The 21,499-nt window shown below is 67.6% G+C and carries 22 protein-coding genes and 1 pseudogene; 15 read left to right on the top strand and 8 right to left on the bottom strand.

What is annotated here, in order from left to right:
• From AC1DYI_RS07720 to AC1DYI_RS07745, 6 genes and pseudogenes are all read right to left on the bottom strand, one after another.
• Positions 1 to 573 (bottom strand): annotated as a pseudogene (locus AC1DYI_RS07720) (hypothetical protein); the annotation flags it as partial.
• A 49-nt stretch (positions 574 to 622) separates the two neighbouring features.
• Complete coding sequence (gene dksA, locus AC1DYI_RS07725; RefSeq protein WP_477203506.1) at positions 623 to 1,102, bottom strand: RNA polymerase-binding protein DksA; 480 nt, start codon at positions 1,100 to 1,102, stop codon at positions 623 to 625.
• Between the two features lie 407 nt (positions 1,103 to 1,509).
• Positions 1,510 to 2,556, bottom strand: a complete 1,047-nt coding sequence (locus AC1DYI_RS07730) for a CobW family GTP-binding protein (RefSeq protein WP_477203507.1) — start codon at positions 2,554 to 2,556, stop codon at positions 1,510 to 1,512.
• Between the two features lie 233 nt (positions 2,557 to 2,789).
• Positions 2,790 to 3,293, bottom strand: coding sequence for a tetratricopeptide repeat protein (locus AC1DYI_RS07735; protein ID WP_477203508.1), 504 nt, complete (start codon positions 3,291 to 3,293; stop codon positions 2,790 to 2,792).
• Positions 3,294 to 3,397: 104 nt separating this feature from the next.
• Positions 3,398 to 4,180: an anti-sigma factor gene (locus tag AC1DYI_RS07740; RefSeq protein ID WP_477203509.1), complete on the bottom strand. Its 783-nt coding sequence runs from the start codon at positions 4,178 to 4,180 to the stop codon at positions 3,398 to 3,400.
• Positions 4,177 to 4,761: a sigma-70 family RNA polymerase sigma factor gene (locus AC1DYI_RS07745; RefSeq protein ID WP_477203510.1), complete on the bottom strand. Its 585-nt coding sequence runs from the start codon at positions 4,759 to 4,761 to the stop codon at positions 4,177 to 4,179. The genes AC1DYI_RS07740 and AC1DYI_RS07745 overlap by 4 nt, the downstream gene beginning before the upstream one ends.
• Before the next feature lie 123 nt (positions 4,762 to 4,884).
• Between AC1DYI_RS07745 and AC1DYI_RS07750 the strand changes: the two genes are divergently transcribed.
• The gene (locus tag AC1DYI_RS07750) at positions 4,885 to 5,829 is read left to right on the top strand and encodes an HlyC/CorC family transporter (RefSeq protein WP_477203511.1); all 945 of its coding nucleotides are present in this window, start codon (positions 4,885 to 4,887) and stop codon (positions 5,827 to 5,829) included.
• On the top strand, positions 5,826 to 7,343 hold the full coding sequence (lnt, locus tag AC1DYI_RS07755) for an apolipoprotein N-acyltransferase (RefSeq protein ID WP_477203512.1): 1,518 nt from the start codon (positions 5,826 to 5,828) through the stop codon (positions 7,341 to 7,343). Before AC1DYI_RS07750 ends, lnt begins: the two co-directional genes overlap by 4 nt.
• Here lnt and AC1DYI_RS07760 read toward each other — a convergent pair.
• Positions 7,312 to 7,791, bottom strand: a complete 480-nt coding sequence (locus tag AC1DYI_RS07760) for a hypothetical protein (RefSeq protein ID WP_477203513.1) — start codon at positions 7,789 to 7,791, stop codon at positions 7,312 to 7,314. The two genes, lnt and AC1DYI_RS07760, sit on opposite strands and share 32 nt — an antisense overlap.
• 162 nt (positions 7,792 to 7,953) lie before the next feature.
• Between AC1DYI_RS07760 and glyQ the strand changes: the two genes are divergently transcribed.
• The 5 genes from glyQ to AC1DYI_RS07785 are packed head-to-tail and all read left to right on the top strand — an operon-like array spanning position 7,954 to position 13,346.
• Positions 7,954 to 8,880 carry a glycine--tRNA ligase subunit alpha gene (glyQ, locus tag AC1DYI_RS07765; protein WP_477203514.1) on the top strand — a complete coding sequence of 309 codons (927 nt, stop codon included), beginning with the start codon at positions 7,954 to 7,956 and terminating at the stop codon, positions 8,878 to 8,880.
• Complete coding sequence (glyS, locus tag AC1DYI_RS07770; protein ID WP_477203515.1) at positions 8,877 to 10,979, top strand: glycine--tRNA ligase subunit beta; 2,103 nt, start codon at positions 8,877 to 8,879, stop codon at positions 10,977 to 10,979. Before glyQ ends, glyS begins: the two co-directional genes overlap by 4 nt.
• A 24-nt stretch (positions 10,980 to 11,003) precedes the next feature.
• Entirely contained in the window at positions 11,004 to 11,588 is a 585-nt protein-coding gene (gene gmhB, locus AC1DYI_RS07775; protein WP_477203516.1) for a D-glycero-beta-D-manno-heptose 1,7-bisphosphate 7-phosphatase, read from the top strand.
• An 18-nt stretch (positions 11,589 to 11,606) separates the two neighbouring features.
• On the top strand, positions 11,607 to 12,368 hold the full coding sequence (locus AC1DYI_RS07780) for a lysophospholipid acyltransferase family protein (protein WP_477203517.1): 762 nt from the start codon (positions 11,607 to 11,609) through the stop codon (positions 12,366 to 12,368).
• 54 nt (positions 12,369 to 12,422) lie between these two features.
• The gene (locus AC1DYI_RS07785; protein ID WP_477203518.1) at positions 12,423 to 13,346 is read left to right on the top strand and encodes a M48 family metallopeptidase; all 924 of its coding nucleotides are present in this window, start codon (positions 12,423 to 12,425) and stop codon (positions 13,344 to 13,346) included.
• Between the two features lie 213 nt (positions 13,347 to 13,559).
• Here AC1DYI_RS07785 and AC1DYI_RS07790 read toward each other — a convergent pair whose 3' ends face one another.
• On the bottom strand, positions 13,560 to 14,642 hold the full coding sequence (locus tag AC1DYI_RS07790; RefSeq protein ID WP_477203519.1) for an MBL fold metallo-hydrolase: 1,083 nt from the start codon (positions 14,640 to 14,642) through the stop codon (positions 13,560 to 13,562).
• A gap of 63 nt (positions 14,643 to 14,705) precedes the next feature.
• Here AC1DYI_RS07790 and AC1DYI_RS07795 point away from each other — a divergent pair, with 63 nt between their 5' ends.
• The 8 genes from AC1DYI_RS07795 to AC1DYI_RS07830 form a co-directional block, all read left to right on the top strand.
• Positions 14,706 to 15,206, top strand: coding sequence for a MerR family transcriptional regulator (locus AC1DYI_RS07795; protein ID WP_477203520.1), 501 nt, complete (start codon positions 14,706 to 14,708; stop codon positions 15,204 to 15,206).
• A gap of 1 nt (position 15,207) precedes the next feature.
• Positions 15,208 to 15,921 (top strand): Type 1 glutamine amidotransferase-like domain-containing protein, encoded by a 714-nt coding sequence (locus tag AC1DYI_RS07800; protein WP_477203521.1) that lies wholly within the window; start codon positions 15,208 to 15,210, stop codon positions 15,919 to 15,921.
• Between the two features lie 120 nt (positions 15,922 to 16,041).
• Positions 16,042 to 16,707, top strand: coding sequence for a carbonate dehydratase (gene can / locus AC1DYI_RS07805; RefSeq protein WP_477203522.1), 666 nt, complete (start codon positions 16,042 to 16,044; stop codon positions 16,705 to 16,707).
• 19 nt (positions 16,708 to 16,726) lie between these two features.
• On the top strand, positions 16,727 to 18,535 hold the full coding sequence (gene aceK / locus AC1DYI_RS07810) for a bifunctional isocitrate dehydrogenase kinase/phosphatase (protein ID WP_477203523.1): 1,809 nt from the start codon (positions 16,727 to 16,729) through the stop codon (positions 18,533 to 18,535).
• 30 nt (positions 18,536 to 18,565) lie between these two features.
• Positions 18,566 to 19,744, top strand: coding sequence for an acetyl-CoA C-acyltransferase (locus tag AC1DYI_RS07815; protein WP_477203524.1), 1,179 nt, complete (start codon positions 18,566 to 18,568; stop codon positions 19,742 to 19,744).
• A gap of 1 nt (position 19,745) precedes the next feature.
• Positions 19,746 to 20,399 (top strand): LysE family translocator, encoded by a 654-nt coding sequence (locus tag AC1DYI_RS07820; protein WP_477203525.1) that lies wholly within the window; start codon positions 19,746 to 19,748, stop codon positions 20,397 to 20,399.
• On the top strand, positions 20,396 to 21,067 hold the full coding sequence (locus AC1DYI_RS07825) for an SDR family oxidoreductase (RefSeq protein ID WP_477203526.1): 672 nt from the start codon (positions 20,396 to 20,398) through the stop codon (positions 21,065 to 21,067). The genes AC1DYI_RS07820 and AC1DYI_RS07825 overlap by 4 nt, the downstream gene beginning before the upstream one ends.
• 19 nt (positions 21,068 to 21,086) lie before the next feature.
• Positions 21,087 to 21,499 (top strand): acyl-CoA dehydrogenase family protein (locus AC1DYI_RS07830; protein WP_477203527.1); only part of this gene is annotated, 413 nt, incomplete at its 3' end.

The following is a 21,499-nucleotide window of genomic DNA, read 5'->3' on the forward strand; positions in this document are numbered from 1 at the left end:
CATCGGGGGCAGCGTGATCGGGCCGCTGCCGTCAGGCCGCAACTCGAGCGGGATCGTGGCTTCGGGGTCGATCGGGTGCGTCAGCACCGGCGGCGGCACCTTCAGGTGGGCCGGGGCGCCGCTTGAAGCCGGATTGGACGCGGGGGCGGCCGCTGGCGTGGCGGGCGGGATCGGCGTGAAAGCCATCGGCCGCGAGCCCGACAGTGGCGCGACGCCGACCATCTGCTTCTCGATCGCGTCGATCTTGGCCTTGACCGCGCCGTCGGCCAGGCTGGACGGGCGGCTGGCCCGCACGTCGACCTCGTCGAGGTTCGAATTCGCCAGCGCCGCCGCCTGCTCGGGCGTCAAACCCTCGCGGCGGATGCGGCGCAGCATGTCCAGCTCGCGCTTGCGGACGAAGTCGTTGCGGCGCTTGCGCTCGATCATCGCCTTCAGCTCGGCCCGATCGGAATCGGCGAACTGGCTCAGGCGGCTGTCCTCGACCTTCTGGATCAGATCCTTGGCCGGGCCGGCAACCTTGCGCACCACGCGGCGCAGCAGGCCACCGCCTTCACCGTCGTTGTCGTTCGACATGGCGCCGGCGCAGGGTTGCGCTGAGGGTTGAGGTCGGGCCGGACAGGGTTCAGTCCCCGAACATCTTCTGCTTCATCTCGCGCCGCTGCTGCGCTTCGAGCGACAGGGTGGCGGTCGGGCGGGCCAGCAAGCGGCCCAGGCCGATCGGCTCGCCGGTCTCGTCGCAGTAGCCGTAGTCGCCGGCCTCGATGCGGCCCAGCGACTGCGAGATCTTCTTCAGCAGCTTGCGCTCGCGGTCGCGCGTGCGCAGCTCCAGCGCATGCTCTTCCTCGATCGTCGCGCGGTCGGCCGGGTCGGGCACGATCGACGTGTCTTCGCGCAGGTGCTCGGTGGTTTCACCGGCGTTGGACAGCAGCGCGTCCTTCTGCTCCTGCAGCCGGCTGCGGAAGAACTCCAGCTGCTTCTCGTTCATGTACTCGGACTCCGGCATCGCCAGCAGTTCGGGTTCGGTCAGCTCGCGGCCGGACTTGGTCTTCCAGGCATTGGCAAGCTTGGGGTCCGCCTTGGTGGCACTCTTCACGGCATTCATCGGTTCTGGATAGGTCTTTGTCGCCTGTTTCGCCGGGGCGAAACGGTCGGTGAAGCTGGCGGTAGAAGGGGTGGGGGCGTGAGCCCTGGAGGGCGCGGCCGGAGCGGGTATCTTGGCCGTTGCTGCTTTGGCCGCGGGGGCTTTGGCTGGCGCATCGGCGACGGATTTCACGCTCGCGGCTTTTGCCGTTGCTGCCTTGGGGGTGGCCTTCGGGGCAGCGGCGGGCTTGGTCGCGCTTTCCTTGGCTGGGGCCGCGCTTTTCGCCGGTGTCTTGCTCACGTCCGTCTCCTCACCACATGGCATGGGATATGGCGGTTATACCCCTTGGGCGGGGGCTCTTGTGGTGCAACCGCCACGGTTTGGGCGCGCGGATTGTAGCCACGTGATGTGCCCCTGGCTGACCCGGTTCAAACCAGGCAGCCCTCCAGGCCTTGTAGCAGGATGTCCTTGGGCAGGTCGATGCCGATGAACACCATCTTGCTCGTCTTTTTTTCGCCCGGCGCCCACTTCGGCCCGAGGTCGCTGCCCATCAGCTGGTGCACGCCCTGGAAGATGACCTTGCGGTCGCTGCCCTTGAGGTACAGCACGCCCTTGTAGCGCAGCATCTTGGGGCCGTAGACCTGCACGATCGCGCCGAGGAAGTCTTCCAGCTTGGCCGGGTTCAGCGCCTTGTCGGCGCGGAAGACGAAGGACTTCACGTCGTCGTCGTGGGCGTGGTGGTGCGGGTGGTCGCAGTGTTCGCCGTGCTCGTGGTCATGATCATGGTCGTGATCGTGCCCATGGTCGTGGCCGCCGTCCTCGTTGAGGAACTCGGGGTCGATGTCGAGCTTGGCGTTGAGGTTGAAGCCCTTCAGGTCGAACACGTTGGCCAGCGGCACGTCGCCAAAGTTGACCCGGCGCTGCGGTGCGCGCGGGTTCATGTGCTTCAGGCGGTGCACCAGGTCGTCGACCGCGACTTCATCGACCAGGTCGGTCTTGCTGATGAAGATCTGGTCGGCGAAGCCGACTTGGCGGCGCGCCTCCTGGCGAGCGTCGAGCTGGTCGTTGGCGTGCTTGGCGTCGACCAGGGTCAGGATCGAGTCGAGCTGGTAGCTCTCGGCCACCTCGTCGTCCATGAAGAAGGTCTGCGCCACCGGGCCGGGGTCGGCCAGGCCGGTGGTCTCGATCACCACGCGTTCGAAGTCCAGTTCGCCTTTGCGGCGACGGGCGGCCAGGTCGGCCAGCGTCGAACGCAGGTCTTCGCGGATGGTGCAGCAGACGCAGCCGTTGCTCATCTGGATCACCTGCTCTTTGCTTTCGGTGACCAGGATGTCGGTGTCGATGTTCTCTTCGCCGAACTCGTTCTCGATGACGGCGATCTTCTGGCCGTGGGCCTCGGTCAGCACGCGCTTGAGCAGGGTCGTCTTGCCGGAGCCGAGGAAGCCGGTGAGGATGGTGGCGGGAATCAGGGACATGGTGGGGCGTGGTGGTGAAAGCGCAGCGTCGCGCGGGCCAGACAAAGCAAGGCAGCCAGCCCCCGGGCAACGATGCCCCGGCTTGCCAAGGCAGCCGGGGCATGGACTCTGGGGCAGCAACCATGCCCTGTCAAGCGGCAGGGGCATGGCCCGCCACCCGCTTCAACTGGGGGCGATGGCCCCCATTTTCAACCGCCTGCTTCACCCCACACGCCGGGGGCGCTTTGGGCCGCTCAGGGCTTGGCGGCGTAGACGTTGCCGTTGGCCTTGTAGCGGGCGATCGAGGCCTTCAGGTCGGTGTACTCGGCACAGGGCATGAAGCAGACCTTGTCCAGCGTGGCCAGGCGGGCTTCGGCCTGCGGCAGCTGGTTCAGCACCAGGTACAGCTCGCCCGAATACTCCAGCGCGCCCTTGTGCTTCGGGTCGATGCGCAGCGCCTCGTTGTAGTACTGCTCGGCGGCTGCGTAGTCGGGCACCTTGGCCTTGCGGTGGCTGTAGCCCATCAGGTTGTTCCAGTCGGCGCTGCTGCGGTCGTCGACCTGCTTCAGCGCGTCGATCGCGGCGACCCATTTGTTCTGCTGGATCAGCTCGCGCGCGGCGGCCAGCTTGTCGGGCGCGGCGCTGCTGGTGCTGGGGCTGGTGTCCGCGGCGTGGGCCGCCAGGGCAAGCGTGGCGGTGGCGAGCGTGGCGCAGGCCAGGCGGACGGTGCGGTGGAAGGTGTGGGCGAAGTTGGTCATGGCGAATCCTCTGGTTTGAAGTGGCGCCACCTTTGGCGCTCGCTGGCACCTACGGGGGTGGCTGGCGTTTGGACGCAGTGGATGCAGAAAAATTTTTCGCGCCTTCACCAAAGCTTGGCGCACGGGCCTTCGGCCAGGAAGGGTTGGGTTGGGGCGGCGGGTGGCGGGGTGTCTGCGGGCTCCAGGCTGACCGCCAGCCGGTCGACCTTGGCAAAGATCGCTTCCGAAGCAGCCGGCAACTGCAGCGTGCCGGGGCCCGGGCCGGCCGGCAACGCGCCCACCGGGATCGCCGGCCCGCCGTCTTTGCCCAGCGCCCACAGCCGGGCCACCTGGCCGGCGGGCAGTTGGAAGGCCGGCTGCAGCCACTTGATCGTCAACACCTGGCCCTGCCGGCGCGAACTGGCCAGCACCAGGGCCTTGCCCTGGGCATCCGACAGGATGCCGACATAGGCGGCCGGCAAACCCGGCCCGGCCGCTTCGAGGCCGACCTGGGCCGCCCACGGCGGTTGCCAGCGCAGCGCGGCGACGGCCAGCACGGCGCCGGCCAGCACACCCAATACCAAGCCAGCCCCGGCCGGGCCGCTGCGCGGGCCGACCGGCAGCCAGCGGCCCCACCAGGAGGTGGTGTTTTGCTGCGGGGCGGTTGACGGTGCCGTTTGGCCAAACAGGCGCGTTTCGATATTCGCCCAGACGGCGTCGCGCGGGGCCGCCGCTGGCACCACCTCGGCCAGCCGGGCCAGCCGTTGTTGCCAGGCTTCGACCACGCGCCGGGCCTGCGGGGCGTCGCGCAGCACACGCTCGAAGCGGCGCCGGGCGCGGCCGCGCAGCGTGCCGACGGCGTAGTCGCGCGCCAGCGCCTCCAGCCGCGGTGGGTGCAGGTAGTTCATGCCGCCCCCTCCACCGCCGCGTCGTCGCCAAGGCAGGTCTTCAGCTTGTCCAGCCCGCGCCGGACCCACGCCTTGACAGTGCCCAGCGGCGCCGCCAGCGTCTCGGCGATTTCGCCGTGCGCCAGCCCGCGGTAATAAGCCAGGGCCACCGCCTGGCGCTGCGGCGCGCTCAAGGACGCCATGCAGCGGTCCAACCCCAGTTTGGCGATGCTCGCGGCCAGCAGTTGCGGCGGCTCGGCGGTCGGGTCGGCCGGCAGGTCCATTGCGTCGTCGTCCAGCGCGTGGGTGCGGGCCATTTCTTCGCGGTGGGCGCGCAGGCCGTCGATGGCCCGGTTGCGCACGATGTTGATCAGCCAGGTCATCGGGCTGGCAATCGCCCGTTGGTAGCTGCCGGCGTGCTGCCACACGCTGACGAACGCCTCTTGCAGCACTTCTTCAGCCTGCTCGCGGCGCAGCGTGATGCGCCAGGCGACGCCCAGCAGGTGGGAGCTGGTCAGCCGGTACAGGCGGGCGAAGGCCGCGCGGTCGCGCAGGGCGATGCGCGAGAGCAGCTGGGCCAGGTCGTCGGTCGGTTCGTTCACGCGCGGGCGTTCGGGCAGCCAGAGGTGGCGCCGAGTGTAGAGCCCGTGGCCGACCGCGAGGTAGGGGCTGGGCTTGTCAAATCGTTCGGGTATCCTAGGTCCCCCGCAATTGCCGGCACCCTTGTGTCCGATCCCCAGTCTCATCGCGCCCCGGCCTCGCCGAAAAAGGGCGCCCACTCCCATCGCGGCGGCTCAGGCGGCGATACCGCGCACGAGCGCACCGACAAGCGCACGCTGTTCGAGCGCCTGGTCGAGTTCATTTCGCCCGGCCCCGACTCGACCGACGAGCTGATCGAAACCCTGGCCGAGGCCGAGCACCGGGAGCTGATCGAGCCGCAGTCGCGTGCGATGCTCGAAGGCGTGATCCGCATGGCCGACATGGTGGCCGGCGACGTGATGGTCGCCGCGCCGCGGATGGACCTGCTCGACATCGATGCCCCTTATGACGAACTGCTCGCGGTCGTCATCGGCACTGGTCACTCGCGCTTTCCGGTCACCGAGGGCGCGCGCGACAACATCATCGGCATCCTGCTGGCCAAAGACTTGCTCAAGCTGCAGCGCGCGCCGGAGCTGAACCTGCGCACGCTGCTGCGCCCGGCCGTCTTCGTGCCCGAAAGCAAGGGCCTGAACGAGCTGCTGCGCGACTTCCGCACCAACCGCAACCACCTGGCGATCGTGATCGACGAGTTCGGCACGACCGCGGGGCTGTTGACGATCGAAGACGTGCTCGAAGAGATCGTCGGCGAGATCGAAGACGAGTTCGACGACGCCGCCGCCGGCAGCGCCGCCGACGCGGTCTACACGCTGGCCGACGGCAGCCACCGCGTCGCCGGCGATGCGGCGATCGCTTCGGTCAACGAGGCCTTCGCGGTCGCGCTGTCGGAAGAAGATTTCGACACCATCGGTGGCCTGATTGCCCATGAGCTGGGCCGGGTGCCGCGCCGTGGCGAATCGGTTGAGGTGGCGAACCTGCGCTTTTCGGTGATGCTGACCCGCGGCGGCGCGGTGCGCTGGTTCAAGGTCCAGCGCTTGCCCAAGCCGGCCGACGCGGTCGAAGCCGAAGCGTGAAGCGCCCGGGTCTCTGGCCGCTGGCGATGCTGCTCGCCGGCGGGTTGCACACAGCGTCGTTCGCGCCGCTCGAATGGTGGCCGTTGCAGATTGCTGCGGTGGCGCTGCTCGCCTGGGGTGTGCGCGACGTGTCGCCCCGTAGCGCCGCCTGGCGGGGTTTCTCTTTCGGTGTCGGCTGGCTGACGTCGGGCCTGTGGTGGCTCTATATCAGCATGCACAACTTCGGTGGCATGCCGGCTCCGCTGGCGGCGTCCGCCGTGGTGGTGCTGGCGGCTGCGTTGTCGCTTTACCTCGCTGCGGCCATGGCGCTGTTCGCCTGGCGCCGCCGTGGCCAGCCGCTGTGGGATGCGTTGGGCTTTGCCGCCTGCTGGCTGCTGGCCGAGTTGGCGCGGGCCCAGTTCTTGACCGGCTTTCCGTGGATCGCCTCGGGCTACGCCCACAGCAGCGGCCCGCTGGCCGCTCTGGCGCCGTGGGTGGGTGTGTACGGCATCGGCGCGGTGGCGGCGCTGGTAGCAGCTGGTGCGGCGCAGGCCGTCAAACCGGCCCCGAACGTTCGCCGCCCCTGGCTCGCTTTGGCGGTTGCGGTACCACTGATTGGCTGGCCTTGGCTCGCGCCGCGTGACTTCACCGAGTCGGCCGGCATGCTGCGTGTCAGCCTGCTGCAGCCGAATGTGCCGCAAGACCTGAAGTTCGATCCCGACCGCATCGTCGGCGAGATCGCTGCGCTGCAGGCGCAACTGCAGGCGGCGCAAGGCGACCTGGTCGTGACGCCCGAATCGGTGCTGCCGATCCCGCGCGACCAACTCGACCCCACCTATTGGCAGCAGTTGACGGCGCCGTTTCGCAGCGGCCCGCGTGCCGCGCTGATCGGCACCTTCCTGGGCAACGAACAAGAGGGTTATGTCAATTCGGTGGTCGGTGTGTCGGCCGCGGGCGAGAGCTACAGCTACGGCAAGCGCCACCTGCTGCCCTTTGGCGAGTACGTGCCGCCAGGCTTTCGTTGGTTCGTCGAGTTGATGCAGATCCCGCTTGGCGACCAGGCCAATGGCCGCAGCGAGGCACCCTTCGTTGCTGCCGGCCAGCGCCTGCGGCCTTTGATCTGCTACGAAGACCTGTTCGGCGAGCACATGGTGACCAGCGCCGGCGATGGCCCCGAGGCCGCGACCATGCTGGTCAACGTCAGCAACCTGGCCTGGTTCGGCCGCCACATGGTGCAAGACCAGGACCTGCAGTTCTCGCGCCTGCGCTCGCTGGAGTTCCAGCGGCCGATGGTGCGCGCCACCAACACCGGGGCGACGGCGGTGATCGACCACCATGGCCGCGTGACGGCCCGGTTGCCAGCGGAAACCGCCGGCACGCTCGACACCGAGGTCGAGGGCCGGCGGGGTGTCACGCCCTATGCCCGCTGGCTGGGCGCGTTAGGCCTGTGGCCGTTGTGGCTCGCAGGCCTGGTCGGCTGGTGGGCCAGCCGACGGGCACGTCTTACTGGTGGATCACCATCGAGATATCGCTGACCCAGCCACCGGTGGCGCCGTTGTTCAGGCGGCCTTGAACCTGCAGCGTGTGGCTGCCGGCGGTCAGCCGCACTGGCAGTGTGATCGACGGGCGTACCCAGCCGTCGAAGCCGGCCGTGCCATTGGCGCCGCAGAAGGCGTCCAACGATCCGGCGGTCGGCGCGATCGCCACGTTGTCAACCAACACGTCCAGATCGACCCAGGCGCCGCTGTCGCCCGCCGGTGCGTCGACCGAACATTCGGCCGAGAAGGTCAGCACATAGGTCGCGGTCGCGGTGATGTTGAAGGTGCGTGACGTGGCACCGGTCGACGCCAGCGGCACGAACGCGGTGGCGGTGTTGAACGAGAAGTTGGACGGATAGGTGCCCGAAATGATGACCTTGGCCTGAGCGGCAGCGGCCAGGATGAACAGGGCGGCGGCGAAAACGGCCTGATGACGGAGCTTCATGGAAGGCTCTCCTTGGTTTGTGGTTGATGCCGCCAGATCCCATGACAAGCGGCGTCGCCACTGTCTGCGCATCACCACCCAGCGCCGATCCCTAGCCGCTGCGAAACCGCCCCCTAGGACAGGTGGCTCCTAGAATCCCCAGTTTTCATCGTCCGAGCTTCCATGCTGACCTTCCAGCAACTCATCCTCCGCCTGCAGGACTACTGGGACGCGCAAGGCTGCGCGCTGCTGCAGCCCTACGACATGGAGGTGGGCGCGGGCACCAGCCACACCGCCACCTTCCTGCGCGCGCTCGGCCCCGAGCCCTGGAAGGCCGCCTATGTGCAGCCCAGCCGCCGGCCCAAGGACGGCCGCTACGGCCAGAACCCGAACCGCCTGCAGCACTACTACCAGTACCAGGTGGTGCTGAAGCCCGCGCCGGCCAACATCCTCGAGCTCTACCTCGGCTCGCTCGAAGCACTCGGCTTCGACCTGAAGAAGAACGACGTGCGCTTCGTCGAGGACGATTGGGAGAACCCGACGCTCGGCTGCTGGGGCCTGGGCTGGGAGGTCTGGCTGAACGGCATGGAGGTGACGCAGTTCACCTACTTCCAGCAGGTCGGCGGCATCGATTGCAAGCCGGCGACCGGCGAGATCACCTATGGCCTGGAGCGGCTGGCGATGTACCTGCAGGGCGTCGAGAACGTCTACGACCTGCAGTACGCACCCGGCATCAAGTACGGCGACGTGTTCCTGCAGAACGAGATCGAGCAGAGCACCTACAACTTCGAGCACTCGGACGTCGAGTTCCTGCTGCACGCCTTCTCGGCCCACGAGAAGCAGAGCCAGTACCTGATGACGCAGCAGCTGGCGCTGCCGGCCTACGAACAACTGCTGAAGGCTGCCCACACCTTCAACCTGCTGGACGCGCGCGGCGCGATCAGTGTGACCGAGCGCGCCGCCTACATCGGCCGCATCCGCAATCTGGCGCGCGCGGTGGCCAAGAGCTACCTCGACAGCCGCGCCCGCCTGGGCTTCCCGCTCGCGCCCAAGGCCTGGGCCGATGAAGTGATCGCCCAGCTCGAACCCAAGGACGGCCCGAAGCCATGACCGCCCCTAACCTCCTCGTTGAACTGTTCGTCGAAGAGCTGCCGCCCAAGGCGCTGAAGAAGCTGGGCGAGGCCTTCGCCGGCACACTGGCCGCGAGCCTGCAGGCCCAGGGCCTCGCTGCGGCCGATGCCGCCGTCACAGCATACGCGTCACCGCGCCGCCTGGGTGTGCAGGTGGCGAACGTCGCTGCCAAGGCCGCCGACCGTGCGGTCCAGCAAAAGCTGATGCCGGTGGCTGTGGCGTTGAACGCCGAAGGCCAGCCGACGCCGGCACTGCTGAAGAAGCTGGCCGCGCTCGGTGCCGATGCGTCGGTCGTGCCGCAATTGAAGCGCGCGATGGACGGCAAGGCCGAAGCCTTGTTCCTGGACAGCATGGTGCCCGGTGCGACGCTGGCCGAGGGTCTGCAGAAGGCGCTCGAAGAGACGCTGGCCAAGCTGCCGATCCCGAAGGTGATGACCTACCAGCTGGCCGACGGCTGGAGCGACGTGAAGTTCGTGCGCCCGGCGCACGGCCTGGTCGCGTTGCATGGCGCTGCGGTGGTGCCAATCAGCGTGCTGGGCTTGACGGCCGGCCGCACGACCAAGGGCCACCGCTTCGAAGCGCTGACGCCGCAGGTCGAGCTGGTCGATGCCGACAGCTACGCCGCGCAGATGATCGAGCAGGGTGCGGTGATCGCCGGCTTTGCCGAGCGCCGCGCCGAGATCGTGCGCCAGCTCGACGCGGCGGCCGCCGCGCGAGGCTTGAAGCCGATCGACGACGACGCACTGCTAGATGAAGTGACCGCGCTGGTCGAGCGGCCCAACGTACTGGCCTGCCAGTTCGAGTCGGAGTTCCTCGGTGTGCCGCAGGAATGCCTGATCCTGACGATGAAGGCCAACCAGAAGTACTTCCCGCTGCTCGATGCGCAGGGCAAGCTGACGAACCAGTTCCTGCTCGTCAGCAACATCCGGCCTGACGATGCGAGTGCGGTAACCGGCGGCAACGAGCGTGTCGTGCGCCCGCGCCTGGCCGACGCCAAGTTCTTCTTCGACCAGGACCGCAAGAAGACGCTCGAATCGCGCGTGCCGAGCCTGGCCAAGGTGGTCTATCACGGCAAGCTGGGCACGCAGGGCGAGCGTGTCGAGCGTGTGCGCGCGATCGCCCGCACGATCGGTGCGCAACTTGGTGGCGAGGCTCTGGCAGCCCAAGCCGACCGCGCCGCGCTGCTGGCCAAAGCCGACCTGCTGACCGACATGGTCGGCGAGTTCCCCGAGCTGCAAGGCATCATGGGCGGCTACTACGCCCGCCACGATGGCGAGCCCGAGGCGATCGCCTTCGCGGTAGAAGACCACTACAAGCCGCGTTTCGCTGGCGACGAACTGCCGCGCAACGACGCCGGCCTGGTGGTCGCGCTGGCCGACAAGCTAGAGACGCTGGTCGGCCTGTTCGGCATCGGCCAGTTGCCCACTGGTGACAAGGATCCGTTCGCGTTGCGCCGCCATGCGCTGGGCGTGATCCGTATGCTGATCGAGCGCGAATCACCGCTGGCGCTGGACGGCCTCATCGCCGCCGCCGTGCCGGCCTTCGGCCCGTTGATCAAGGACCCGAGCGCTGCGCTGCAGACCTTCTTCGCCGAGCGACTGGGTGGCCAGCTGCGCGATCAGGGCTACTCGGCGCAAGAGGTCGACGCGGTGCTGGCCCTGGCGCCGCAGCGTCTGGCCGATGTGAAGAAGCGGCTGGATGCGGTGCGTGCCTTTGCGGCGTTGCCGGAAGCGGCCTCACTCGCGGCGGCCAACAAGCGCGTCGGCAACATCCTGAAAAAGGTCGAGGGCGAACTGCCGACCGAGGTTCGTGACAACCTGCTGGCTGAAGCCGCAGAGCGCGCGCTGTTCGACGCGATCAATCAAGTGCAACCGCGTTCGACGGCACTGTTCGACAGTGGCGACTACACCGGCTCGCTGCGCGAGTTGGCGGCGCTGCGAACACCGGTCGACGCCTTCTTCGACGGCGTGATGGTCAACGCCGACGACCCGGCGCTGCGCGCCAACCGCCTGGCTTTGCTGGGCCGGCTGCACGCGGCGATGAACCGCGTGGCCGACCTGTCGCGCCTGGCCACCTGATCCGCCCCGCGAAAGGCACCCACCATGCAGACGCCCAAGCTGATCATCCTCGGCCGCGACGGCATCCTGAACCGGTTCCGCGAGGACCATGTGAAGGAGCCGTCCGAGTGGGAGCCGATCCCGGGCGCGTTGGAGGCGGTGGCCAAGCTGAACCATGCCGGCTGGCACGTGGTGATCGCCACCAACCAGGCCGGCATCGGCCGCGGCATGATCGACATGTCGGCCGTCAATGCGGTGCACCTGCACATGATGAAGATGCTGGCCACCAAGGGCGGCCGGCTCGACGCGGTGTTCTTCTGCCCGCACACCCGCGACGACGGCTGCGATTGCCGCAAGCCGCTGCCGGGCATGATGCATGACATCGCCCAGCGCTACGGCGCCGATCTGTCGCAAGTGCCGATGGTGGGCGACACGCTGCGCGACCTCGAAGCTGCGCAGGCGGCCGGTTGCCCACCGCACCTGGTCAAGAGCGGGCGCGCCAACCTGGTCTCCGAGGCCGAGCTGGCCCAGTGGGCGGCAGCGGTGCCCGGCACCGCGGTGCACGACGACCTGGCGTCGTTTGCGAGCTATTTGCTGCAACAAGAGTTGGCGGCGCGCTTCGCTGTCTGACCGATCTTTCCGTTCTTCATGCAACGTCTCGGCTGGACCCTGCGCTCGGCGCTGTTCTTCCTGTGGTTGGCTGTCACCGTGGTGCCCTGGGCCAGCTTCGTCGTGCTGATGTCGATCTTCGTGCGCGGCACGCCGCTGTACTGGGTCTGCGCGCGCTGGCTGGCCACGGCGATCTGGGGTGCCCGCATCATCTGCGGCGTGAAATGGCGCGTGCAGGGCATGGACAACGTGCCGACCGCGGCCGACGCGCGCGCCGCGGTGCTGCTGGCGCCCAAGCACCAGTCGACCTGGGAGACCTTCGCCTTCCCGATGCTGATGCCGCACCCGCTGTGCTACGTGTTCAAGCGCGAGCTGTTGTGGATCCCGTTCTTCGGCTGGGCCATCGGCAGCCTGGACATGATCCACATCGACCGCAGCAAGCGCGCCCAGGCCTGGACCAAGGTGGCCGAGCAGGGCAAGCGCTACATGGAGCAGGGCAACTGGGTCATCATGTTTCCCGAAGGCACCCGCACGGCTCGCGGTGAGCAGGGTGTCTACAAGTCCGGCGCGACGCGGTTGGCCGTGGCCACCGGCACGCCAGTGGTGCCGATTGCGGTGACCTCGTCGCGCTGCTGGCCACGCAAGAGTTTTCTGCTGCGCCCCGGCGTGATCGACGTCTCGATCGGCAAGCCCATCGCGACCGTGGGCCGCGACCCGGACGACCTGATGCGCGAGGTCGAAACCTGGATCGAGGCCGAGATGCGCCGGCTGGACCCGGAAGCCTACACATCGGCACCGTGAATTCGGAGCACGGTGCGTGCCCACTGCGCCAACGGGCCCCTAAAATGCTCGCTCATGTCGCGCAGGTCCGCCGCCGAAACGCCCGAGCAGCTGTCGCTGTTTGACGCCGAGCCGCCAGCCGTCGCGGCAGCCCCTGCGGCGCCACGCGCCAACACCTTCGACAGCACCGCGCCCCAAGCGAGCCCCGCACCGGCGCCGGTCGCTGCACCCCCCGCCCCGATGACGCACCGCCACCCGCGGGCCGACCGTGAGATTCGCCTCGGCGAATGCCAGGTTGCCTACCTGCTGCGGCGCGCGCGGCGCAAGTCGATCGGCTTCACCGTCGGGCCTGAGGGCTTGGCCGTCAGCGCGCCGCGCTGGGTCGGCCAAGGCGAGATCGAAGCGGCGCTGCGCGAGAAGTCGAGCTGGATCCTGCGCAAGCTGGCCGAGCAACGCGAGCGTCAACGCCGGGTTGAATCGGCACGGGTTGAATGGCGCGATGGCGCGACCCTGYCCTTCCTCGGCGAGACCGTGATCCTGGTGCTGGACCCGCGGGTGGCCGGCGCCGTGCTGAACACCTCCGCCGAGGCGTTGCCAGGTGTGCCCAAGTTGACGCTGCACATCGGCCTGCCGCAGTCGGCACAGGCCGCACAGATTTGTGATGTGGTGCAGAGCTGGCTGCAGCGCCAGGCCCGCCGCATCTTTGAAGAGCGCTGCGCGCATTTCGCGCCGCAACTCGGCGTGCGCGTGGCGCGCTTGCGTTTGAGTTCAGCGCAAACCCGCTGGGGCAGCGCGTCGGCCGATGGTTCGATCCACCTGAACTGGCGGCTGGTCCACTTTGGGCTGCCGGTGATCGACTATGTGGTTGCCCATGAGCTGGCCCATTTGCGCGAAATGAACCACAGCGCTGCGTTCTGGGACGTGGTGCGCTCGGTGATTCCCGATCTCGAAGACCGCAAGGCACAGCTGCGCGACCCCGTGCTGCCTGTTTTTGCATAACGAAACCGCACAATCTTCGGGATATGGCGCACCAGCGCCGTGCTTTTCCCAAGAAGGCTCCCCCCAATGGGGGATGGCCGGTGCCCGGCATCACAGGCACAGTTCACCCATTCGCTGTCATCATGTGTGAGCGAAAAGGGACGGTCCAGGGAGGATCGAACGGCGATACCGTGAACCCGAGAGGCCGGTCGGCAATGTCGACCGGCCTTTTTTTTACGCCGGTGTGTCAGCGGCGGTCGTCGCACCGAAGCGCCAGATGCCATCAGCTTCTTGCCGAGCACGCAGCTGACCACGGCCTTGCAGCGCATGCAGATGCGCCAGCGACTCGCCCATCGCGAAGGTCGTCTGGTGCCAGTCGAGCGGCCGGCGAAACAGCACCGGCAACAGATCGGCGGCACTCATCGGCCGTTCCAGACAAGCCGCCAACGCATCGGCCAAGCGGTCGTCGTGGTGCGCTTCGAGCTGGGCAATGCGTGCATGCAGGCCCTTGAAAGGCTTGCCGTGCGAAGGCAGCACCAGCGTGTCGGCCGGGAGCGTCAAAAAGCGCTGGATCGACTGCAGGTACAGCGGCAACGGGTCGGCCTCGGGCTCGAGATCGATCACGCTGACGTTGGTCGAGATGCGCGGCAGCACCATGTCGCCGGAAATCAGCACACCCAGGCTGCGCGAATACAGCGCGATGTGCTCCGGTGCGTGGCCATAGCCGACGATCGTTTGCCACTCATGCGGCCCGATGCGCAGCGACTGGCCGTCCATCAGGCGCCGGTATGCGGTGGGCACCGCCGGCACCATCGATGCGTAGTAGTCGCGCCGATCGCGCACGGCCGCCAGCGCAGCCGGGTCGGTCAGGCCATGGTTGGCGAAGAAGCGCGCTGCGCTCTCGCCGCCGAAGCTGGTGGTCGACTGGCTGGCCAACCGCGCGGCGTTCCAGTCGGTCGCACTGACCCACAAACGGCAGCGGTGGCGCTGGCACAGCCAGTCGGCCAGGCCGATGTGATCGGGGTGCATGTGGGTCACGATCACCCGCAGCACCGGCAGGCCGTCCAATGCGGTGGCAAAGACCTGCTCCCACGCCGCGCGGGTCGCGTCGTTGGCGATGCCGCAGTCGACGATGGCCCAGCCTTCGCGGCCGTCGTCGTCATGGTCCCGCAGCAGCCACAGGTTGATGTGGTCCAGCGCAAACGGCAGGCCCATGCGCAGCCAGCGCACGCCCGGCGCCAGCTCGATCGCCTCGCCGATGGCCGGCAGACGGTCACCCAGTGGGTAGTTCAACGCGCTTTCGCTGGGGTTGCTCATGGATGTGGGGGCCCAGCGACCGAGTCGCGTAGACTGACGTTTACGTTAACGTCAAGTCTACCCATGGCTGCATCCGCGCGCTCGAAGCCGGCGCCCGCCACCCCAGCGGACACCGCGCCCACTTTCACGATCACCGAGCTGGCGCAGGAGTTCGACATCACGCCGCGCGCGATTCGCTTCTACGAAGACGTGGGCCTGCTGGAGCCGGCACGCGCGGGCCGCAACCGCGTCTACACCCACCGCGACCGCACGCGGCTGAAGCTGACGCTGCGCGGCAAGCGGCTCGGGCTGTCGCTGCAAGAGGTCAAGCAACTGGTCGACATGTACGAGTCGGGCAGCGACGAGCGGCCGCAGCTCGAAGCCTTCCTGGTCGTGCTGGGGGACCATCGGCGCCAGCTGGAGCAGCAGCTCGAAGACATCCAGGTCACGCTGGCCGAGATCGAGCAGCACGAGGCCCGTTGCCGGACGCTGATTGCCGCCATCAAGGCGCCGGCCAAAGCCACTGCCGCGAAGCCTTCGACGCGGGCCCGTGCCGCGAAGGCGCCGGCGCGCTCGGCCAGCTGACATGACCAGCACATCGATCCCACGGCGCATCGTCGCCATCGGTGGTGGCGGTTTCTCGGTCGAGGACTACGGTTTGTGGCAAGAGCGTTACCTGCTCTCGCTCGTCCGGCCCGGCCGCGAGCGGCCCAAGGTCTTGTTCGTGGCCACCGCCAGCGGCGACCGCGAGCTGTACCAGCTGCGGTTCCTGCGCGCTTTCTCGAAGCTCGACTGCGAACCCGACTGCCTCGCCTTCTTCCCGTTCGACATGAAGCGCGACTACGCGGCGGCGGTGAAAGAGGCCGACCTGGTCTTCGTTGGCGGCGGCAACACCGTGGCGATGGTTGCCGTCTGGCGCGAATTCGGCTTCGACGTAGCGCTGCGTGAAGCCTACGAGGGCGGCACGGTGTTGGCCGGCATCAGCGCCGGCGCGAACTGCTGGTTCGAACGTTACGTCACCGACAGCGTGCCCGGCGGCGGCGTGCGCGAAGGCCTGGGTTTGCTGCCCGGCACCTTCTGCCCGCACCTGGACAGCGAGGCTTGGCGGCCGGCGGTGCTGGGTGCCGAAACCGGCCCGGCCTGGGGCGCCAACGAGGGCGTGCTGGTGCAGTTCGACGATGAGCAGGCCGTGTCCACTTGGCACGACCGCCCGGCCGACCGCACCCCGGCACCGAACTGCCGCCGCCGCGCCGAGCCCGGGGCCGACTGGGACGATTGGCCGCCCAAGCCGCTGCGGTAATCCGGGGCCGCTATGATTGACGTTTACGTAAACGTCAATTGAGCGTCATCCGGTGGACCCGGGCAAGGCGGCTGGCCGCCTTCGTACACTGGCGCCAACTTCCGCTGCCACTGTCTGCCCATGTCCACTCAGCTGACCGAACTGTTCGACAACAACCGCCGCTGGGCCGACGAGACCGAGGCCCGTGAGCCCGGCTTCTTCACTCGGCTGCTGACTCAGCAATCACCCCAGTACCTGTGGATCGGCTGTGCCGACAGCCGGGTGCCGGCCAACGAGCTGGTCGACCTGCTGCCCGGTGAGCTGTTCGTGCACCGCAACGTCGCCAACGTCGTCGTGCACTCGGACCTGAACGCGTTGTCGGTGATCCAGTACGCGGTCGACAGCCTGAAGGTGCAGCACATCATCGTCGTCGGCCATTCGAACTGCGGTGGCGTCAAGGCGGCGATGAACCACTGGCGCGTCGGGCTGGCCGACAACTGGCTGCGCCATGTGCAGGACGTTCGGCACCAGCACCGGGCCTGGCTGAACCACGTCGACCCGAGCGTCCAGGTCGACGCGCTGGTCGAGCTGAACGTGCTGGAGCAGGCGCGCAACGTCTGCACCACGACCGTGGTGCAAGACGCCTGGGGCCGCGGCCAGACGGTCGTCGTGCACGGCTGGGTCTATGGGTTGCACAACGGATTGCTGCAAGACCTGTCGATGACGGTCGCCGGGCCGGCCGATGTCGAAACCGCCTACGAGGCGGCGCTGGCCGGCATCCGCACCCGCTACGCGGTGACGGCCTGATCCCATCGGGGCTCCGCCGATGTTCCCGCAGCAGCTCACCGACAGCCGCGCCTTCGACATCGCGCACGCGATGCTCGATGGCTTCAACAAGCACTACCGCTTGTTCCGCGAGGCCAGCCGCAGTGCCAAGCAGCGTTTCGAGCAGGCCGACTGGCATGGCCAGCAGCGGGCGCAGCGCGAGCGGATCGAGTTCTACGACCGGCGTGTCGAAGAAAACGCCGAACGGCTGCAACACGAGTTCATGGCCAGCAGCCTGTCGATGGACGTCTGGCAGCAGGTCAAGCTGCACTACATCGGCCTGCTGATCAACCACCACCAGCCCGAGTGCGCCGAGACCTTCTTCAACTCGGTGACGACGAAGATCCTGCACCGGGCCTACTTCCACAACGACTTCATCTTCGTGCGGCCGGCCGTCTCGACCGAATACATCGAGAACGACGAGCCCGCCGCGGCGCCGACCTACCGCGCCTACTACCCGACGCGCGAGAGCCTGCGCGACGCGGTGCTGCGCATGGTCACCAACTTCCAGCTCGACCGCGAGTTCGAAGACCTGGGGCGCGATGTCGACCAGGTGTTGGCCGCGGTATTCAAGGCACTGGGCGACTTCCGCCCGCGCGCGAACTTCCAGATCCAGGTGCTGTCGGGCCTGTTCTACCGCAACAAGGGCGCCTACGCGGTCGGCAAGATCGTCAATGGCTTCTCCGAGCTGCCGTTCGCGCTGCCGATCCTGCACACCGAAGCAGGCCAGTTGATCATCGACACGGCGCTGTTCGGTGAAGACGACCTGCTGCTGCTGTTCAGCTTCGCGCGGGCCTACTTCCTGGTCGACATGGAGGTGCCGTCGGCTTACGTGCAGTTCCTGCGCTCGCTGATGCCGCGCAAGCCGCGCGCCGAGCTGTACAACGCGATCGGGCTGCAGAAGCACGGCAAGAACCTGTTCTACCGCGACTTCCTGAACCACCTGCGTCACAGCTCGGACAAGCTGCGCATCGCCCCCGGCATCAAAGGCATGGTGATGCTGGTGTTCGACCTGCCGAGCTTCCCGTTCGTGTTCAAGGTCATCAAGGACTACTATCCGCCGCAGAAGGACACGACGCGCGAGCAGATCATGCGCAAGTACCTGCTGGTCAAGCAGCACGACCGCGTGGGCCGCATGGCCGACACGCTCGAGTTCAGCAACGTGGCCTTCCCGCGCTCGCGCTTCGAAGACGAGCTGATCGCCGAGTTGCAGAAGTTCTGCCCCAGCCTGCTCGAAATCTCCGACCGCGACGGCGATGGCCAGACCGAAGTGATCCTGCAGCACGTGTACATCGAGCGGCGCATGATCCCGCTCAACATCTTCCTGCAGGATGCGACGCCGGCGCAGACCGAGCACGCCGTCATCGAATACGGCAACGCGATCAAGGACCTGGTGGCCGCCAACATCTTCCCCGGCGACATGCTGTGGAAGAACTTCGGCGTCACGCGCCACGGCAAGGTCGTGTTCTACGACTACGACGAGATCGAATACATCACCGACTGCAACTTCCGCCGTGTGCCGCAGGCGCGCAACGAAGAAGAAGAGATGTCCGGTGAGGTCTGGTATGCGGTCGGCAAACACGATGTGTTCCCCGAGACCTTCGGCCCGTTCCTGCTCGGCAACCAGGCGGTGCGCGAGGTGTTCATGAAGCACCACGCCGACCTGCTCGAAGCCGAGTTCTGGCAAAGCCACAAAGAGCGCATCGTCGCCGGCCATGTGCATGACGTATTTCCGTACGACCCCGAGCGCCGCTTCTCGGCGCAGCGCCGGGGCAGCAGCGGCGGCGCCAGGCACGCCGCGCATTTTTGACTGTTCCGTAGACCCGAAAAGGAGCCCACCATGGCCGATTCCATCGTCATCGCTTCCGCCGCGCGCACGCCCATCGGCGGCCTGCTCGGCGACTTCGCCTCACTCGCTGCCTGGGAGCTGGGCGCCGTGGCTATCCAGGCTGCGGTCGAACGCGCCGGTGTGCCTGGCGACGCGATCAACGAGGTGCTGATGGGCAACTGCCTGATGGCCGGCCAGGGCCAGGCGCCCGCGCGCCAGGCCATGCGTCGCGCCGGCCTGCCCGACTCGACCGGCGCCGTCACGATGAGCAAGATGTGCGGCTCGGCGATGCGCACGATGATGTTCGCGCACGACATGCTGCTGGCCGGCACGGCCGACGTGATGGTCGCCGGTGGCATGGAAAGCATGACCAACGCGCCGCACCTGATGTTCGCGCGCAAGGGCGTGAAGTACGGCGCTGCGCAGATGTTCGACCACATGGCGATGGACGGGCTGGAAGACGCGTACGAACGCGGCAAGGCCATGGGCGTGTTCGCCGAATCCTGCGTCGCCAAGTACAACTTCACCCGCGAAGCGCAAGACCAGTTCGCGATCGCCTCGACGACCCGTGCCAAGCAGGCCAACGAAGACGGCAGCTTCGACTGGGAAATGGCGCCGGTCACGTTGCCGAGCAAGGCCGGCGACACGGTGATCAAGTTCGACGAGCAGCCGTTCAAGGCCAAGCTCGACAAGATCCCCGGCCTGAAGCCGGCGTTCAAGAAGGACGGCACGATCACCGCCGCCAATGCGTCGAGCATTTCCGACGGCGCCGCCGCGCTGGTGCTGATGCGTGAATCGACCGCCGCCAAGCTCGGCGCCAAGCCGATCGCCCGCATCGCTTCGCACGCCGTGCACGCGCAGGCACCCGAGTGGTTCTCAACCGCGCCGGCCGGTGCGATCGACAAGGCTTTGAAGAAGGCCGGCTGGACCGCGGGTCAGGTCGACCTGTGGGAAGTCAACGAGGCCTTCGCTGCCGTCACGATGGCCGCGATGGCTGAATTCAAGATCGCGCACGAGATCGTCAACGTGCACGGCGGCGCCTGCGCGCTGGGCCAYCCGATCGGTGCCTCCGGCGCGCGCATCGTCGTCACGCTGCTGGGCGCTCTGCGCAAGCGCAACCTGAAGCGCGGCTGCGCGGCGCTGTGCATCGGTGGCGGCGAGGCTACCGCGCTGACTGTCGAATTGCTCTGACATGCTGGCCTCGCTCGGCGTCCACGACCTGGCGCTGTTCACGCTGACGGTGTTCATGCTCAACGCGACGCCGGGCGTGGACATGCTCTACACCGTCAGCCGCACGCTCACTGGTGGCTGGCGAGCCGGTGTCGTGGCGACGCTGGGCGTGTGCGCGGGCTGTGTTGTGCACACCGTGGGCGCGGCCTTCGGGCTTGCGGCGTTGATGGCGGTGTCGGCCTGGGCGTTCTCGCTCGTCAAGTGGGCCGGCGCGGCCTACCTGGTCTGGCTGGGCATCGGCATGCTGCGCGAGGCGGCACGCCGCGGCGAGATCGCCTCGACGACTGCCGCGACGATGGCGCCGGCAGCCATGGGCGCGGTGTTCCGCCAGGGCATGCTGACCAACGTGCTGAATCCGAAGGTGGCCTTGTTCTTCCTCGCCTTCCTGCCGCAGTTCATCGTGCCCGAGGCCGAGCACAAGACGCTGGCCTTCCTGGCGCTCGGCGCTTGGGCCATCGTGCAGGGCATGCTGTTCTTGTTCGTGCTGGTGGCGATCACTGCGTCGCTGCGCCGGCTCGGCGGTTCGCCGCGGCTGTCGCGCTGGCTCAATGCCTCCGGCGGCTTGTTGTTCCTCGGGCTGGCCGCGCGCCTGACCCAAGCTGAAGTTCATTCATGACGAAAACGGTTCTGATCATCGGCGCATCGCGTGGCATCGGGCTGGAACTGGTGCGCCAGTACCTGGCCGACGGCCTGCGCGTATTCGCCACCGCGCGCAACGAAGAAGGGCTGAAGCTGCTGCGCGACGAAGGCGCCCGCGTGTTGAAGCTGGACGTGACCGATGCCGCCAGCGCCTCTGGCCTGGCCTGGCAGATCGACGGTGAAATCTTCGACACGGTGGTCGTCAACGCCGGTGTCTATGGCCCGCGCACCGAGGGACTGGACACGCCGGCCGAAGCCGACTTCGACCAGGTGATGCGCACCAACGTGCTGGGCCCGATGCGTGTGATCCCGCAACTGGTCGATGCGTTGGCTGACGGCTCGAAGCTGGGCGTGGTCTCGTCGCGCATGGGCTCGATGGGCTTGCGCACCAACGGTGGCGGTTGGCTCTACCGGGCGTCGAAGGCGGCGGTCAATTCGGTGCTGAAAGACGCGTCGTTTGCACTGGCCGGCAAGGCCATCTGCGTCGCGTTGCACCCGGGCTGGGTCCGCACCGACATGGGCGGCAGCGATGCTGACCTCGACGTGAAAGACAGTGCCCGCGACCTGCGCCGCACGCTGGCTGCGCTGACCCCCGCCGACAACGGCAGCTTCCTGAACCACGACGGCCAGCCCTTGGCCTGGTAAGAACTCGAACGGAGACCCCATGCTGCTCAACGAAGACCACCGCGCGGTGCAAGACGCCGTGCGCTCTTACGTGCAAGACCAGATCGCGCCGCACGCTGCACGCTGGGACAAGGAACACCACTTCCCGGCCGCCGAACTGAAGGGCTTGGCTGAACTGGGTTGTTATGGCGTCGCGGTGCCGACCGAGTACGACGGCGCCGGGCTGGACTACCTGGCGCTCGCGCTGATCCTCGAAGAGGTCGCGGCCGGCGACGGCGGCACTTCGACGGTGGTCAGCGTCAACAACTGCCCGGTCTGCTCGATCCTGATGGCGTTCGCCAACGAAGAGCAGAAGCAGCGTTTCCTCAAACCCCTGGCGCGCGGTGAGATGTTGGGCGCCTTCTGCTTGACCGAGCCGCATGTCGGCTCTGAGGCCGGCGGCCTGCGCACGAC

The sequence above is a fragment of the Ideonella sp. P3_A4 genome (assembly GCF_056403075.1).

Excerpts from the sequence above, each read along its gene's own strand:
- dksA (WP_477203506.1), bottom strand. The coding sequence starts at position 1,102 with ATGAATGCCGTGAAGAGTGCCACCAAGGCGGACCCCAAGCTTGCCAAT.
- AC1DYI_RS07730 (WP_477203507.1), bottom strand. The coding sequence starts at position 2,556 with ATGTCCCTGATTCCCGCCACCATCCTCACCGGCTTCCTCGGCTCCGGC.
- AC1DYI_RS07735 (WP_477203508.1), bottom strand. The coding sequence starts at position 3,293 with ATGACCAACTTCGCCCACACCTTCCACCGCACCGTCCGCCTGGCCTGC.
- AC1DYI_RS07740 (WP_477203509.1), bottom strand. The coding sequence starts at position 4,180 with ATGAACTACCTGCACCCACCGCGGCTGGAGGCGCTGGCGCGCGACTAC.
- AC1DYI_RS07760 (WP_477203513.1), bottom strand. The coding sequence starts at position 7,791 with ATGAAGCTCCGTCATCAGGCCGTTTTCGCCGCCGCCCTGTTCATCCTG.
- glyQ (WP_477203514.1), top strand. The coding sequence starts at position 7,954 with ATGCTGACCTTCCAGCAACTCATCCTCCGCCTGCAGGACTACTGGGAC.
- glyS (WP_477203515.1), top strand. The coding sequence starts at position 8,877 with ATGACCGCCCCTAACCTCCTCGTTGAACTGTTCGTCGAAGAGCTGCCG.
- gmhB (WP_477203516.1), top strand. The coding sequence starts at position 11,004 with ATGCAGACGCCCAAGCTGATCATCCTCGGCCGCGACGGCATCCTGAAC.
- AC1DYI_RS07780 (WP_477203517.1), top strand. The coding sequence starts at position 11,607 with ATGCAACGTCTCGGCTGGACCCTGCGCTCGGCGCTGTTCTTCCTGTGG.
- AC1DYI_RS07790 (WP_477203519.1), bottom strand. The coding sequence starts at position 14,642 with ATGAGCAACCCCAGCGAAAGCGCGTTGAACTACCCACTGGGTGACCGT.
- AC1DYI_RS07795 (WP_477203520.1), top strand. The coding sequence starts at position 14,706 with ATGGCTGCATCCGCGCGCTCGAAGCCGGCGCCCGCCACCCCAGCGGAC.
- AC1DYI_RS07800 (WP_477203521.1), top strand. The coding sequence starts at position 15,208 with ATGACCAGCACATCGATCCCACGGCGCATCGTCGCCATCGGTGGTGGC.
- can (WP_477203522.1), top strand. The coding sequence starts at position 16,042 with ATGTCCACTCAGCTGACCGAACTGTTCGACAACAACCGCCGCTGGGCC.
- aceK (WP_477203523.1), top strand. The coding sequence starts at position 16,727 with ATGTTCCCGCAGCAGCTCACCGACAGCCGCGCCTTCGACATCGCGCAC.
- AC1DYI_RS07820 (WP_477203525.1), top strand. The coding sequence starts at position 19,746 with ATGCTGGCCTCGCTCGGCGTCCACGACCTGGCGCTGTTCACGCTGACG.
- AC1DYI_RS07825 (WP_477203526.1), top strand. The coding sequence starts at position 20,396 with ATGACGAAAACGGTTCTGATCATCGGCGCATCGCGTGGCATCGGGCTG.